The organism is Nodosilinea sp. LEGE 07298, from assembly GCF_015207265.1.
Lineage (GTDB): Bacteria > Cyanobacteriota > Cyanobacteriia > Phormidesmidales > Phormidesmidaceae > Nodosilinea.
This window is the reverse complement of the sequence record NZ_JADEXE010000033.1, coordinates 1-14,284: the sequence shown is the minus strand read 5'-3', so window position 1 is coordinate 14,284 and position 14,284 is coordinate 1. Positions and strand designations below refer to the sequence as shown.

Here is a 14,284-nt window from a genome sequence, read left to right as displayed (position 1 = left end):
CCGTTACTCCGCCATAACTTTTAAATCGCAATCAACAAAGACTTTTTTGATGCTACTCAAGTTTGTGCTACTCAAGAGGACGACGAAGACGTGATGATGACGCAGTTAGAGCAACTACAGACCACCAAAGGGGCTGTTCAGGTAGAGGGGCTATCGGTCACCTTTCGCAATCGGGGGCACGAAACCCACGTGTTGGATTCGATTCAGCTAGGAATTAGACCCGGTGAATTTGTGTGTTTGTTAGGCCCTTCTGGATGTGGTAAATCAACGTTGCTGAACGTAGTGGCCGGGTTTATTAAGCCTACGGCGGGCTATGTGATGGTCGACCAGGCACCGATTATGCGCCCTGGGGCCGATCGCGGTTTTGTGTTTCAGCAATATTCGCTGCTGCCCTGGAAAACGGCCTTTCAAAACATTGAGCTGGGGCTCAAAATTCGCGGTATGGCGAAGGGCGATCGCACTGAACTCGTCCATGACTACCTCAATCGGGTAGGGCTGTACAAGCACCGCAACAGCTACCCCCACCAGATGTCGGGGGGTATGCAGCAGCGGGCTAGCATTGTGCGGGCGCTGGTCAATTCTCCCTCGGTGCTGCTGATGGATGAACCCTTTGCGGCCCTCGACGCCCAAACTCGCCACATGATGCAGGAGCTGCTGCTGAATATTTGGGATGACCTGAAAACTACGGTGATTTTTGTCACCCACGACATTGAGGAGGCGATCTTTTTAGGCGATCGCATCTGCATTATGGGGGTGCAGCCAGGGCACATCAAGGCCGAGTTGCCGGTCGGGCTGCGCCGCCCCCGCCACTTTGACGATACGCTCTCGGCGGAGTTTGTCAATCTGCACCGGCAGGTATTTGAGTGCATCCGCGAAGAGACCATGAAAAGCATGGAGGGGTGCCTGTAGGGGCAAACGGCGTTTGCCCTGACTTTTGGTGGTTAATTGATATCAAAGCGCTGCGATCGCCCGCTCCAAAAACTCCGGCTGCATCCAGCGATCGAGGTTAATCTGGCCCAGGTGCTCCTGCCCGGCAATCTGGCCGATCTGCTGGATGTGGGCCTGGAGCCAGTCAGTACGCAGCTGGGTTTCGGGCAGGTAGACCACATTGGCCTGGTCGCTGGCGCTAGAGCGCAGGGTTTTTGTCACAATGGCGGCATCCATATTCACCCAGCGACTGACCAGGGTGGTAGCCATCGGCTGAGTAGCATACCAGTATTGAGCCGCTAGCAGCGATCGCAGATAAGCTACAGCAATCTCGGGATACTGCTCGGCCAGCACGTCGCGAATCACCACGCCGTGGAAGGTGGGCAGACCGTCTAGGTTTTCGTGCAGCAGGCGGCGAAACTGGCCCTTGTGCTTGGCAATTTCGTGAAACGGGGCGAAGTAGGCGTAGCCATCGACAGGGGCGGTCTGGCGGCTAGAGCGCTGCGAACTGGCGCTGTCGATAGAGGTGAGGGTGACGGCGTTGAGAATCTGGCGGTGGTGGAGCGATCGCATTACCATACCGTGGGCCGCCGAGCCAAAGGGTACCGCAATCACCCGCCCCGCCAAATCATCAATGCAGTCGAGGGTCGAGTGCTGCGGCACAATGATGTCGTTGCCGGTGCCGTCTAAGTTGCTGGCGACAAAGCTGATCAGCCGCGTGCCCGCCGCCGGGGCCGTACTGTCACCGGGTACCGCACTCAGCAGCAGCGGGTAGTCACCCAGCACGCCAATATCGATCTGCTGCGCCTCTAGCCCGGCGACGATGGGTGCCCCAGAGCTGTAGTCAGCCCAGTGAATGCGGTACTGAACGCCACTGTAGCGGCCCTCGCGCGGCAAAAAATGCTCTAGCAGCCCCAGCCGCTGAATGATCAACCCGGCGGTTACGGTTTGAATAGTGCGGTTTTGGGTGCCGATGGTGAGATCGATCGTCTCGGTACCGCTGGCAGAACCAGAGCGCACCAAAAAGTTAGGCGCTTGGAACCGGGCCACCTTGGGATTGGGATGGGCGGAATCTGTCGGTGTGGTCGCGGGTGTTAATGCTCCGGGGGAGGCTTTGGGCAATAGACCTTGGGTAAGGCCAGGTTGGCCTTGCACCATCGCCACAAATTGACGGATGGGTTCTAACCCCAGACTGCTGCGACTGGCGGATTGGCCAGTTAAACCCAAGGCTCGCCCCAAGCGCTTAGCCATCAGCAAAAACAGCGGCGTGCCCAGGGCAAATTCTTCTAGGGGAATGCGACGCAGCAGCCCGGCCTCACACTCCATTTGAAATTCAAAGTCAGAGACAAACCCCAGGTAGTGCCCCTGGAGCAAATAGGTACGCATTAAACTGGCGGCATCGACGATTTCAGCATGGGCAAAATCGGTTAAGTTGAGCCCCAGCTCTTGCATGCGCTTTTGCAGCATAATGCGGCCCGGCACGCCCTCGGGCGGCAGCACCCAAGATTGATCGGTAAGTTCTTTTAGGCTCAGCCAGGGCCGTTGAGCGAGCTGGTGACTGCTAGACACCACTAAAGAATAGTGAACCGACCCAATAGCGAGTTCTGAAATTTCATCAAAAGCCGAAAAACTAAGATCGGAAACACCCAAATCTACCTCGCCCGTCTTGATCGCGCGGTACAGCGGCTCGATCGCATCAAACTGAATGCATTTAGTTTGCACATCGGGATAGACCCGTCGGTACTCGTACAGTACCGACGGTAGCCAGTTACTCAGCACATCGGGCATACAGCCAATCTTTAGAGTGCTAAATTTTCCCTGTTTAATTTCTTCAATCTCAGCTACCAAACGAGTTTCTAAGTCGACCAGGCTGGGGCCTTCTTCGAGCAGGTATTCTCCTGCCTGGGTAAGTTCTATGCGGCGACCTAATCGTCTGAAGAGTGGCGTTTCCAGCTCACACTCCAAACATTTGATTTTGGCGCTGACGGCTGGCTGAGTCAAATTGAGGGCATCGGCTGCCTCGGTAAAGCTGAGGCAGCGAGCTACCTCTAAAAATACTTTGAGCTGGTAGATTTCCATGGTGCTTTGTTTGCCTGAGCGATTTCAAGAACTAAAAAGATGAAATATTGAATCGACCAGAAGATTTTTGAGACTTAGCTAGAGAAATAAAACCACATAAATTCACTGGATGTCATCTCTGGAGAGTATCCAATTTCCCCACCATTAAATTTAATCTAATTTTTTTATGAGTGTATAGAAGGCTGTAATGGGTAAACCGTATTCAATGTTACAAACCACATTGATTGACTTTGGGAACCTCCTTTAAACTAAGCATCAAAGGCGCAAGAGCCAAGGGTTAGTTGCCATTTTCAATCATTAGCTAACCGTGATGGATCAAGTCCAGCTTAGAATCTGTAGTTTTCTTGCCGACAAAGTTCGAATTCTGGGCTTGAATTTGATTTTTCAATTTCACTGCCGTTTAAACCAAGGATGTGGTTGAGTGAACATTCAGTATCTTAAAACTGATTTTCTAGTCGTCGGCGGTGGCACCGCTGGCACGATGGCAGGCATTAAGGCGAAGCAGGCCAGCCCCGAGAGCGACGTGCTGATTTTGGAGAAAGCCAATATTCGCCGCAGTGGCGCGATCGCTATGGGCATGGACGGGGTCAACACCGCCGTCATCCCCGGCAACTCCACCCCCGAGCAGTACGTGCGCGAAATCACCATCGCCAACGACGGCATCGTCAACCAAAAGGCTGTCTACGAAACTGGGCGACTGGGCTTTGAGGTGATCCAAGAACTGGAGAGCTGGGGCGTCAAGTTTCAAAAAGACCACGAGGGCAACTACGATCTCAAGCAGGTGCACCGGGTGGGCAAGTACGTGCTGCCCATGCCCGAAGGCAAAGACCTGAAGAAAATTCTCGCCCGCCAGGTCAAGCGCCACAAGGTCAACGTCACCAACCGGGTGATGGCTACCCGCGTCATGGTGCAGAACGGCCGCGTCACCGGGGCCGTGGGCCTCGACGTGCGCAACGGCAACATGGTGGTGATTCAGGCCAAGGCTGTCGTGCTTTGCACCGGGGCCTGCGGTCGCCTGGGTCTGCCCGCCTCCGGCTACCTCTACGGCACCTACGAAAACCCCACCAACGCGGGCGACGGCTACTCCATGGCCTACCACGCCGGGGCCGAGCTGACCAACATCGAGTGCTTCCAGATCAACCCGCTGATCAAAGACTACAACGGCCCCGCCTGCGCCTACGTGGCCAGCCCCTTTGGAGCCTATACCGCCAACGCCGAGGGCCACCGCTTCATCAACTGCGACTACTGGAGCGGCCAGATGATGCTGGAGGTCTACAAAGAGCTGCACTCGGGCAAAGGCCCAGTACACCTGAAGATGTACCACCTCGACGACGACACCATCAACGAAATTGAAACCATTCTGTGGGATAACGAGCGGCCCAGCCGAGGCCGCTTCCACGAGGGCCGGGGCGAAAGCTACCGCACCCACGGCGTCGAGATGAATATCTCCGAAATTGGCCTGTGCAGCGGCCACAGCGCCTCGGGCGTCTGGGTAAACGAGCGGGCCGAAACCACAGTCCCCGGCCTCTACGCAGCGGGCGACATGGCCAGCGTGCCCCACAACTACATGATTGGTGCCTTCGTCTATGGCCGGATTGCGGGCGAAAACGCGATGGACTACGTGCGCGACCTGGAGCATGTCGAACCCGACGCCGAATTCCTCGCCGCCGAACAGGCCCGCATTTACGCCCCGCTCCAACAGCCCGACGGCGTACCCCACACCCAGATCGAATACAAGCTGCGCCGCCTAGTCAACGACTACCTGCAGCCGCCCAAGTCACCCAACAACATGGACATTGGCCTGCAAAAGTTTGTTGCCTACGAAGACACACTCGACCTCATGGGTGCCCGAGACCCCCACGAGCTGATGCGCTGCATGGAGGTGCACTTCATCCGCGACTGCGCCGAGATGGCTGCCCGCGCCTCCCTGTTCCGCAAAGAGACCCGCTGGGGCCTCTACCACTACCGTCTCGACTATCCCGAAAAGAACAACGAGGAATGGTTCTGCCACGTCAACTTGAAGAAGGGCGAAACCGGCCACATGGGGCTGTTTAAGCGCGCCGTCGAGCCCTACATCGTCGATGTCGATCTGGTCGAAGAAGTCTACGACGTCGCCGTCCGGTAGCTCCCGCCCCCTGTAGGGTGGGCACTGCCCACCATCTCCCTGAGCTGCACCCAGCAAACCCCGTAGGTTGGGTGAAACGAAGTGTAACCCAACGCAAACCTGCCGCTGTTGGGTTCCGCTAGCGCTGCACCCAACCTACATCGTGACCCTTGACCTAAAGGAAAACCATGGCCTTAACTACCCAACGTGTTGACGTACCTGTAATCGTCGATGAATCGAAATGCCTCGAAAAATGTAACGCCTGCATTGAGGTCTGCCCTCTAGATGTGCTGGTGAAAAACCCCGAGACCGGCAAAGCCTACATGAAGTACGACGAGTGCTGGTTCTGCCTACCTTGCGAGAAGGAGTGCCCGACTGGGGCGATTACGGTGCAGATTCCGTTCTTGCTCAGATAAGGGGTTCAAGGTGCAAGGTATAGGGTGCAAGGGAGCCAATCGCCTTATACCTGAAACCCTGAACCTTACACCCTCCTCTCTCCTATTCTCCCTGCCGTCGTTAGGAAACTCCCTCTATGTACACCACCGATATGGACCCTGAAGTTGCTCAGTGGGTTGAGCTGCTGCGATCGCCCGACCTCGACAACCGCCTGGTCGCGGTCAAAACCCTGCAACACCTGGGCGATGAAGATGCGATCGAGCCCTTGATCGGGGCGCTCTACGACGAAAACCCCACGGTGCAAGAAATCGCCATCACCACCCTGTGGGAATTTGCCAACCCGGTCGCCATTAACCCGTTGATCGAGTGCCTCAGTTCGCCCCATGAAAATGTGCGCAGCGAAGCGCTGTCGGCCCTCAAGGAATTGGTTTCGACCAACGACTTGATGAAGCTGCTGGATGTGTTGCAGGTGGGCAATGTTCATGCCCAGCTCAACGTGCTGGTGCTGCTGCGCAAAATCCACGACGCCCAGGCGCTGCCGTATATCATGCCGTTCTTTGAGTCGGAGAACCCTGAGCTGCGGGAGGCGGCGGTGATTACCTTGCGCTACCTGAATCAGGTGGTGCGCTGCGAACCGGCTTTGGCCTTAGCGAAAGACCCTGACGAGTCGGTGCGGCGAGCGACAACCTTGACCCTGGGCCATTTGAGCGATGCTGAGGTAGTGCCGCTGCTGTGTGAACTACTGACGAGTGACCCTGACTGGCAGGTGCGGCGCAATGCGGCGCAGTCGCTGGATATTTTGGCGGATCCGGCTGCCGTTGAAGCTCTGGTCAAGGCGATGGATGACCCCGAATGGCAGGTGCGCAAGTTCACTGCCCGAGCCCTGCAGAAAACCCCAGACGTGCAGGCTCTGCCAGTGCTAATCAAGTCCCTGGCCGACGAATACTCCGATGTGCGGCGCGATGCGGCTACCGCCCTGGGCAAACTGGCCGACACCAACGCCCTGCCCGCCCTGCAACAAACCCTCAACGATCCCGATATGGACGTGCGGATTTTCTCCCAGCGGGCCATTGACGCGATCCAGAAGTCTCAGCCAGAAACCTCCAATGTCTAGCCATACTTCCCCGTTTCATCGCGCTGCTGAGGCCCCCCCTGAAGTGGCTCCCAGTGCTGAGGCGATCGCCCGCAAAGCCGAAGTTATCGCTCAGCTCAAAACCCTGCGCGAGCCAACCCTGGGCAATGATCTAGTCAGCCTGGGCATGGTGCGCAACCTGCAAGTGGTGGGCGACCACATCTATCTGCGGCTCTACGTGGGCCGCCATCAGCTCGCCCTGCAAGATCAGGTGCAAGAAACCCTAAGCCAGCTGCCCTGGTGCAAAAAAGCCTACGCCCAGCTCTGCACCATTCCTGGGGTGCGCACCACCCTGGCGGTATCGAGCGGCAAGGGTGGCGTTGGTAAATCGACCACCGCCGTCAATCTGGCGGCGGCCCTGGCCAAAACCGGAGCCAAGGTGGGTCTGCTCGATGCCGACATCTACGGCCCCAACGTGCCCCAAATGCTGGGTTTGGGCCAGTGCGATGTGCGCATCATCGACACCCCCGAGGGCCAGCGGTTTGTGCCCCTAGAGGCCCACGGCATCAAGCTGATGTCGGTCGGTCTACTGGCCAAAGGCGATCACCCCCTGGCCTGGCGCGGCCCGGTGATGCACAAGATTCTCACCCAGTTTCTCCACGAGGTGGACTGGGGCGAATTGGACTACCTGCTGATCGACCTGCCCCCCGGCACTGGCGATGCCCAGATCACCATCGTGCAAGAAAGCCCCATTTGCGGCGTGGTGATGGTGACCACACCGCAGCAGGTGGCCGTCTCCGACGTGCGCCGCAGCGTGTACATGTTCCGCCAGGTGGGAGTGCCGGTGCTGGGTCTAGTGGAAAATATGAGCTACCTGCTCTGCGGCCACTGCGGCGAACCCACACCGATCTTCGGCAGCGGCGGCGGTGCCCAGATCGCCACCGAACTCTCGGTGCCGCTGTGGGGTCAGGTGCCCATCGACCCCCGCATTTGTGAACAGGGGGATGTGGGCGTGCCCCTGCCCATGAAGCTGCCCGATGCCCCCCTGAGTCAGATCTTTGGGCAAATTGCCTCGGGCCTGAATGCGACCTTTGGCGTGGCAACGGTGGAGTTGACAGCCGTTTGTTGATAACCCGAGGGTGTTCAGGCAAACGCCGTTTGCACCTACCTAGATCTACCGTAGGGTGGGCACCGCCCACCAGCGTTAAATCAATGCCATTCACCTAGAGTTGATCAGGGCAAACGCCGTTTGCCCCTACAAAACGATCTCTTTGTGAATTAGGTTAGCCGAATGAATTTGGTCCACACATCCACACATCCACTCGCCCACCTATCCACCCGCCCACCCATCCACTCTTCCGGATCCCCGCCGATACCTCACTCCTGACTTAACCCGGTCAATCAGGGGATCCTTTTCTAATGTTTGCACTGGCAGGAGGCACCCCTATGGACATCAGCATGTGGCTTATCAGCCTGGGGGTAGTGGCGATCGCAGGCTTTACCCGAGGTTTCTCTGGCTTTGGCTCAGGGTTGATTCTTGCTCCTGCGCTGAGTCTGCTGTTCAATCCGCAGCTGGCGGTAGCGACCATTCTCCTGATCGATATGACGGCTGGGGCTGGGATAGTACCCGGAGCTGTGCAAAAGACCAAGTGGCAGCAGGTGTTGCCTTTGGTGGTCAGCGCCGTGGTGATGGTGCCGGTGGGAGCACACTTTCTGGCGCTGCTCGATCCAACCCTGCTGCGGCGCATCATCGGCGGGCTAATTTTAGGGTTCGTGCTGCTGCTGTTGAGCGGCAAAGGCCGCTACACCCATCCCCCCCTGGTCTTGACCTCGGGGGTTGGTGCCCTGAGTGGTTTTTTGACCGGCCTGGCAGGCATTGGTGGGCCTCCCATCGTGCTCTACCAAATGTCTAGCCGCAACTTGGCAGCCGCCAACCGGGCCAACTTTATCGTATTTTTTGCGCTCATCCAGGTCATTGCCCTAGGTTCTTACTGGGCTAGCGGCTTGATATCGGTAGCGGTGGGAGGCCTATTCATCCGCTTGTTGCCAGCTTTTTTACTGGGGCAGCTGCTGGGGCAGCTGTGCTTTAAGCGGGTGGATGAAGTTCTCTTTCGCCGCTTTGTGATTGGTCTGTTGTTGACGGTGGCCCTGCTGGCGCTGGTGGCCTGATATCCACCTTATAAAAAGGTTTTAAACCATGAAACTATCAACTAAATCTGATCAAGGGGCGTCTACCCTTGGTCTGGCTTCGAGTGACTGGAAGACTCAGAGCCTATCAATTTTGCCAGGGCTGCTGCTCACGATCCTGATGGCTGGAATCGCCATTGGTTTGGGTCGGATAATTGGCTTAGAAACCCTCAACCCACTGCTGATCGCTGTGCTCCTCGGGATTGGTTGGCGGCAGTGGGGCACAGTGCCTGTCACCTATCGCCCCGGCATCAAATTTGCCATGAAGCGAGTGCTGCGGCTGGCGGTGATTTTGCTGGGGCTGCGGCTGAGCTGGGCAGGAGTCATGGCCGTAGGCCCCTGGGGGCTGGGGATGGTGACCATCGGTACCCTCAGCACCTTTTACCTGACCTGCTGGCTGGGGCAGCGGCTGGGCGTTAACCCCCGCCTGACTCAGCTGATTGCGGCGGGTACATCGATCTGCGGGGCTTCGGCGGTGGTGGCGACCAACACCGTTGTGGAAGGCTCTGAGGAAGACATGACCTATGCGATCGCCACTATCACCGGCTTTGGCACCCTGGCTATGCTGACTTATCCACTGTTGGGCAGCCTGCTACAGCTCAGCCCCCAGGCCTTTGGCCTGTGGTGCGGGGCCTCGGTACACGAGGTGGCCCAGGTGCTGGCCACCGCTTTTCAAAAAGGAGACATTAGCGGTGAATTGGCCACGGTGACCAAACTCTCGCGGGTGCTGCTGGTGGTACCGATCATGGTTAGCCTGGGCTGGCAAACCAGTCGCGCAAATCGTCAAAACCAGACGACGATTCCCATGCCCTGGTTTGTGATCTTTTTTGGCCTTTTGGTCATTGTCAACAGCTTTAACCTGGTCGCGGAGCCGCTGAAGGCGATGGTCCTGAGCGGTAATCAGTGGTTGCTCTGCATGTCTCTGGTGGCCATGGGGCTGGAAACAAATGTATCGAACCTAACCCAGCTGGGCATTAAGCCAATTTATCTGGCTGGGTTATCTTGGCTATTTCTAGCGATCGCTAGCCTATTGATGATTGGCCTCGGTCAGCTTGGAATTTAGGGGCAGCTGATTGAGCGTAGTCTAGTTAGGAAATGTTCTAACTAGACTGGCGGTTGCTACTCAAAGTATGGCACCAGCTTGTGGATTAGAAAAGATCAGTTTTAGATTCAGAGCCATTGTTTAGATCTAATTAAATCTGAGCTTAACCTAATCTTGACGACGGCAAAAACGGCCATTGACCCCGAGATTTTGATCCAGGTTTTTCCTAATATTGGATGGTTTCACCGGGCAGGGCTGGCGTTGCGGTGGGGGAAGATCGCACGGTACTGGCCTGCTCGTAGGCGTAGGCAAACCCCAGCAGCTTTGGCTCGCTATAGGCCTCGGCCATAAACGAAAGGCCAATGGGCAGCCCCGCCTCGGTATACCCCATGGGCACGGTGATATCGGGGAAGCCAGAGAGATTGGCTAGATACCCGGCGTCGTAGGGGTCGGCGGCACTACACACGTAGCTAGAGTCGTCCTCGATGGTGTAAATGGGGCTGGCCGGACAGGCCATGGTGGGGTAGACCAGAGCCTCTACATTGTTGGCAGCCATTGTCTCTAGCAACACCTGCCGCACCATGGGTAGCTGATGGGAGAGGTTGTACAACAGAGCTGGGTCGGCCAGGCCAGGGGTTTCGATCGCAGCTTCTAGACTTTCCAAGCGACCGGGGTTGACCGGGGTAGCCGACTCTGCGATCGCAGGGGCCTGACTAGCTTCAATCAGCGCCGTCAGGTTTTGGGGAAAGCGATCGGGCAGCGTTGCCAGGTAGGCCTCAATCTGGGGCTTAAATTCGTTATCCCAGGCGGGAGACATGTAGTTCCAGGGAGACTCTAAGGCCTCGGGCAAATCGATTGGTACCACGGTGGCACCTAGGGCTTCGAGCTGGGCGATCGCCGCCTCACTCAGCGCATCGACCTCGGCGTTGCCTCCCCTAAAGTTTTGCACCAGGCCAATGCGAACCCCGCTCAGCGCCTCTACATCTAAAAACTGAGTGTAGTCGTCAATGGCAGGGGCCATCGGAGCCAGGGTGACGGGGTCGGCCTCGTCGGGAGCAGCCATGGCCCCTAGCGCGATCGCTGCATCGGTAACCGTGCGTGCCATCGGGCCAGCCACATCAAACGATAGCGTCAGCGGCACAATGCCCGACCGACTGGTCAACCCCAGGGTGGGCTTAATGCCGACCAACCCCGTCACCGCCGACGGCCCTCGAATGGAGCCAGCCGTATCGCTGCCCGTGCCCAGCACCGCAAAGTTGGCCGCAATCGCCGCTGCCGTGCCGCTGCTAGAGCCCGAGGCATTGCGACCGAGGTTGTAGGGGTTGAGGGTTAGCCCGCCTTGAGAGCTATAGCCCAACCGTCCGTAGGAGGCGGCAAACTCGCTCATGTTGGCCTTGGCCAAAATAATTGCTCCAGCGGCCCGCAGCTGCTGTACCACAAAAGCATCTTCGGACGGTTGAGCCTCGGCCAGCACCGCAGAACCAGCGGTAGTGGGCAGATCTGCCGTGTTGTAATTGTCTTTAAGAATAATCGGAATGCCGTGGAGCGGGCCGAGGATCTCCCCCGCCAGGCGATCGGCATCCATCTCGGCGGCGATCGCTAGGGCCTCAGGGTTCACCGTAATTAGAGCATTGAGGGCGGGGCCTTGATCGTCGTAGGCCTCAATGCGGTTGAGGTAAAGCTGCACCAGCTCAACGGAGGTCAGGGCGTCTGCCGCCATAGCAGCTTGAATGTCAGCAATGGTAGCTTCCTGTAGCTGAAACGTTTCCGCCAGTGCCGGAGCAACGCCGCTGCCCAAGGTTGCCATGATGGCCAGCAGTGCTGCGCCTCTAAAATTTCCCATCAAACCCAATCCTCACCCATAACGGCTGCATTAGGACCATTAGCTCCCGGTGCGCCTTCACCCTAGGTTAGGACTGGCGTTAGCTTTGTGCCACAGACTACGATGCTGCCCCATTGAATTTGGGGAGATCAACGCTGAGCGGCCAAGCGGTGATCTGGCAATCTAATGTTTCCTCAATCCTGTGTTTAGGAATGTGGATTTATTTAATGTGAAATTCTTCGGTAGGGGCAAACGGTTGTTTGCCCTCATGTTGTTTGCCCTCATAGAGAACTCCTTAGCTCGATTGTCAGAGCATTACCGTCTGTAACAGGAAATTACGTTTTTTCGCGCTTAGAAGGATTGATTACCCCCTGCGATCGCCTCGGGCCTCGCTTCTGCAATGGCTTTAGCCTCTGTATTGCAATGTAACGAGGATGCCAAAACACCCGGTGCCGAAAGAATAGTTCACATCGGCAGCTCGTAAAGTTCGCTAGGCTGAAAACATTGATAAATAAGGAATGCAGCTAAACAGCCGTTTCCCAATCTGGCGCTTTGCTATTTTACAGTTCACAAGGCATACATCAATGAATACGTTATCTCACCCCACCGTCGCTAGGCCCACCCGCTGGGTCGGGGCGGTGTTGTTTGCGCTCATGTTCTGGTTCAGCGGTAGCCTGCTGATGGATTTTGTGATTATGCCTGGGCTATTTGTCGGCGGCATGATGAACCAACCCGACTTTGGCCCTACTGGCTACGCCATGTTTTGGGTGTATAACCGACTGGAGCTGTTGTGCGTGGGTGTCATTCTCACCGGGCTGCTGGTGGCCCGCCAGGCTCGTCGTGAGCAAGATGTCATTGCCAGCGGCTTCCGCAGTCGCTGGGCTACCGAAATTGCGGTGGTGCTACTGGCCATTACCCTGGTGCTCACCTATGCGATCGCCCCGGCGATGGGCGCACTAGGCGTATCCTTAGACCCCTTTGCGACCGTCCCCGCCGTACCGGCTGCCATGGATCAAATGCACGGCCTGTACTTTGGTTTGGAAGTGCTGAAACTGCTGGGCTGCGGCGCTCTGCTGAGCTTATTTTATCGTGACTTTAGCCAAGCTGAAGACATCTAATACCAATCGTCCATGCCGCTAGCGCAGCAACCCCAACAATAAAAACAACCATAGCCGTTCCCATCGACTTCGCTCAGGGAACGGCTATCTTTAGAGAAAGTCCGAGTTCAAAACCCTGGATCAAAATAGGCATGCCGTAGGGGCAAACGGTCGTTTGCCTTTAACTAATCGGGGGTCGATAACTAGGATTGTTCTAAAAATAAGCCCAATTTTTAAGTGCTAAAGATCAACAAAGCCTCCTGTCAATACGACCTGGAGGCTTTGTTGATCTCAGGCCAAATTCTATTGATGGTAAGGATGGGTAGATTGGGCTGGTGGCCCGCAGACACTAAATCAGGGTGAGATCATCCTTACCGGGCATCCAACACAACAAAACCAATTTTTTCACGAAGTATTATTGAGCAATCTTGCGACATAGCAATATAAAAGGGGCTATTTTTCGCTCCCTCACAAGTCCCTCACAGAAAATCGCTAACTCTAGTCACAGAGTTGCAAACGTCATTAGCCCTAGCCTTTGGGTTTTGGCCCCAGCGCTAGGGTGTTTTTCTGACTTGGTTAAGTAGATCCCATCTCTCGTATCCCCAACTCAAGGGCCGCCCATGGAATGGCAGATCGGAGCCTGGATTGAGTGTGAATCAAGCCGAGAAAAAGGCCAAATTGAGCCCTACGACGGCAAGAGTATCTGCGTTTCTCTGGGGGAGGGCATTACGCTCTTTGGTTCCCCTGATGCTTTAGAGCGGCTGGGCTGGAAACCCGTAGCCAATGAATCCTTTGGAGATTGACGATGGCGACTATGCTCGACGCTCAGTTTAAGCAGTTTTTAGAAGCCGATCTGCACCTGCCTGCGGCTTCAATCGCGATGGCGGTCAGGCATCACACGGGCGATCGCGCCCTGCTGCCGATTGTGCTGTGGAAGTACGGGCTGGCCACGTTCGATCAGGTGAACGCTATGTTTGACTGGCTCGAAGCCCACGCCCTTTAGCTGGGCCGCAGGCTCAGGCTGACCTTAGCTGACCGTGGCGTAAGTGGGTTGGTGCAGCTGGGTAACGACCTGGGTGATGCGTGCTAGCTGGTCGGGTTGCAGGCTAGAGCCCGAGGGCAAACACAGCCCGCGCCGAAACAGATCGGTGGCGACGGTGCCGCCTACGACCTCGCAGCCCGCAAACAGAGGTTGCAGGTGTAGAGGCTTCCAGACCGGGCGTGACTCAATCTGGGCGGCCTCTAGGGCAAGGCGAATGGCGTCGCGATCGCAGCCAAATTTCTCATCCTCTACTGTTAGGCAGGTGAGCCAGCGGGTGGCGGTACCGTAAGCCTCGGGCATAAAGGTGAGGCCCGGCAGGGGGCTGAGGGCCTGGTGATAGGCGGCAAAGTTGCGGCGGCGGGCGGCAACGCGTTCGCCCAGCACCGCCAGCTGCCCTCGGCCAATCCCGGCCAGCACGTTGCTGAGGCGGTAGTTGTAGCCCAGGTGCGAGTGCTGGTAGTGGGGGGCGGGGTCGCGGGCCTGGGTGGCCAAAAATTTGGCTTTGCGGGCCAGGGC

At 56.9% G+C, this 14,284-nt stretch carries 13 protein-coding genes; 10 read left to right on the top strand and 3 right to left on the bottom strand.

The features are described from left to right. The first annotated feature begins 93 nt into the window (after positions 1–93). The gene (locus IQ273_RS06945; RefSeq protein ID WP_194022449.1) at positions 94–909 is read left to right on the top strand and encodes an ABC transporter ATP-binding protein; all 816 of its coding nucleotides are present in this window, start codon (positions 94–96) and stop codon (positions 907–909) included. Between the two features lie 42 nt (positions 910–951). On the opposite strand, the gene IQ273_RS06940 is transcribed toward IQ273_RS06945, so the two are convergent. After that, complete coding sequence (locus IQ273_RS06940; protein WP_194022448.1) at positions 952–3,006, bottom strand: LysR substrate-binding domain-containing protein; 2,055 nt, start codon at positions 3,004–3,006, stop codon at positions 952–954. Positions 3,007–3,427: 421 nt separating this feature from the next. Here IQ273_RS06940 and IQ273_RS06935 point away from each other — a divergent pair, with 421 nt between their 5' ends. The 6 genes from IQ273_RS06935 to IQ273_RS06910 all read left to right on the top strand — a co-directional run bounded on the left by IQ273_RS06935 (position 3,428) and on the right by IQ273_RS06910 (position 9,828). Continuing rightward, on the top strand, positions 3,428–5,131 hold the full coding sequence (locus tag IQ273_RS06935) for a fumarate reductase/succinate dehydrogenase flavoprotein subunit (RefSeq protein WP_194022447.1): 1,704 nt from the start codon (positions 3,428–3,430) through the stop codon (positions 5,129–5,131). Between the two features lie 167 nt (positions 5,132–5,298). Continuing rightward, positions 5,299–5,526, top strand: a complete 228-nt coding sequence (locus IQ273_RS06930) for a ferredoxin family protein (RefSeq protein WP_017301328.1) — start codon at positions 5,299–5,301, stop codon at positions 5,524–5,526. A 116-nt stretch (positions 5,527–5,642) separates the two neighbouring features. After that, positions 5,643–6,620: a HEAT repeat domain-containing protein gene (locus IQ273_RS06925; RefSeq protein ID WP_194022446.1), complete on the top strand. Its 978-nt coding sequence runs from the start codon at positions 5,643–5,645 to the stop codon at positions 6,618–6,620. Continuing rightward, complete coding sequence (locus IQ273_RS06920; RefSeq protein ID WP_194022445.1) at positions 6,613–7,707, top strand: Mrp/NBP35 family ATP-binding protein; 1,095 nt, start codon at positions 6,613–6,615, stop codon at positions 7,705–7,707. The genes IQ273_RS06925 and IQ273_RS06920 overlap by 8 nt, the downstream gene beginning before the upstream one ends. Before the next feature lie 317 nt (positions 7,708–8,024). Further along, entirely contained in the window at positions 8,025–8,747 is a 723-nt protein-coding gene (locus tag IQ273_RS06915; protein ID WP_194022444.1) for a sulfite exporter TauE/SafE family protein, read from the top strand. A 28-nt stretch (positions 8,748–8,775) separates the two neighbouring features. Beyond that, positions 8,776–9,828, top strand: a complete 1,053-nt coding sequence (locus IQ273_RS06910; protein ID WP_194022443.1) for a YeiH family protein — start codon at positions 8,776–8,778, stop codon at positions 9,826–9,828. A 205-nt stretch (positions 9,829–10,033) separates the two neighbouring features. Here the strand turns inward: IQ273_RS06910 and IQ273_RS06905 are convergent, their stop codons facing one another. Beyond that, positions 10,034–11,650, bottom strand: a complete 1,617-nt coding sequence (locus IQ273_RS06905) for an amidase family protein (RefSeq protein ID WP_194022442.1) — start codon at positions 11,648–11,650, stop codon at positions 10,034–10,036. Positions 11,651–12,213: 563 nt separating this feature from the next. Here IQ273_RS06905 and IQ273_RS06900 point away from each other — a divergent pair. The 3 genes from IQ273_RS06900 (at position 12,214) to IQ273_RS06890 (ending at position 13,729) form a co-directional block, all read left to right on the top strand. Then, complete coding sequence (locus IQ273_RS06900) at positions 12,214–12,747, top strand: hypothetical protein (protein WP_194022441.1); 534 nt, start codon at positions 12,214–12,216, stop codon at positions 12,745–12,747. A 599-nt stretch (positions 12,748–13,346) separates the two neighbouring features. Further along, positions 13,347–13,529 carry a hypothetical protein gene (locus tag IQ273_RS06895; protein ID WP_194022440.1) on the top strand — a complete coding sequence of 61 codons (183 nt, stop codon included), beginning with the start codon at positions 13,347–13,349 and terminating at the stop codon, positions 13,527–13,529. Positions 13,530–13,531: 2 nt separating this feature from the next. Beyond that, positions 13,532–13,729 carry a DUF2949 domain-containing protein gene (locus IQ273_RS06890; RefSeq protein ID WP_194022439.1) on the top strand — a complete coding sequence of 66 codons (198 nt, stop codon included), beginning with the start codon at positions 13,532–13,534 and terminating at the stop codon, positions 13,727–13,729. A gap of 24 nt (positions 13,730–13,753) precedes the next feature. On the opposite strand, the gene IQ273_RS06885 is transcribed toward IQ273_RS06890, so the two are convergent. After that, positions 13,754–14,284 (bottom strand): DegT/DnrJ/EryC1/StrS family aminotransferase (locus tag IQ273_RS06885; RefSeq protein WP_194022438.1); only part of this gene is annotated, 531 nt, incomplete at its 5' end.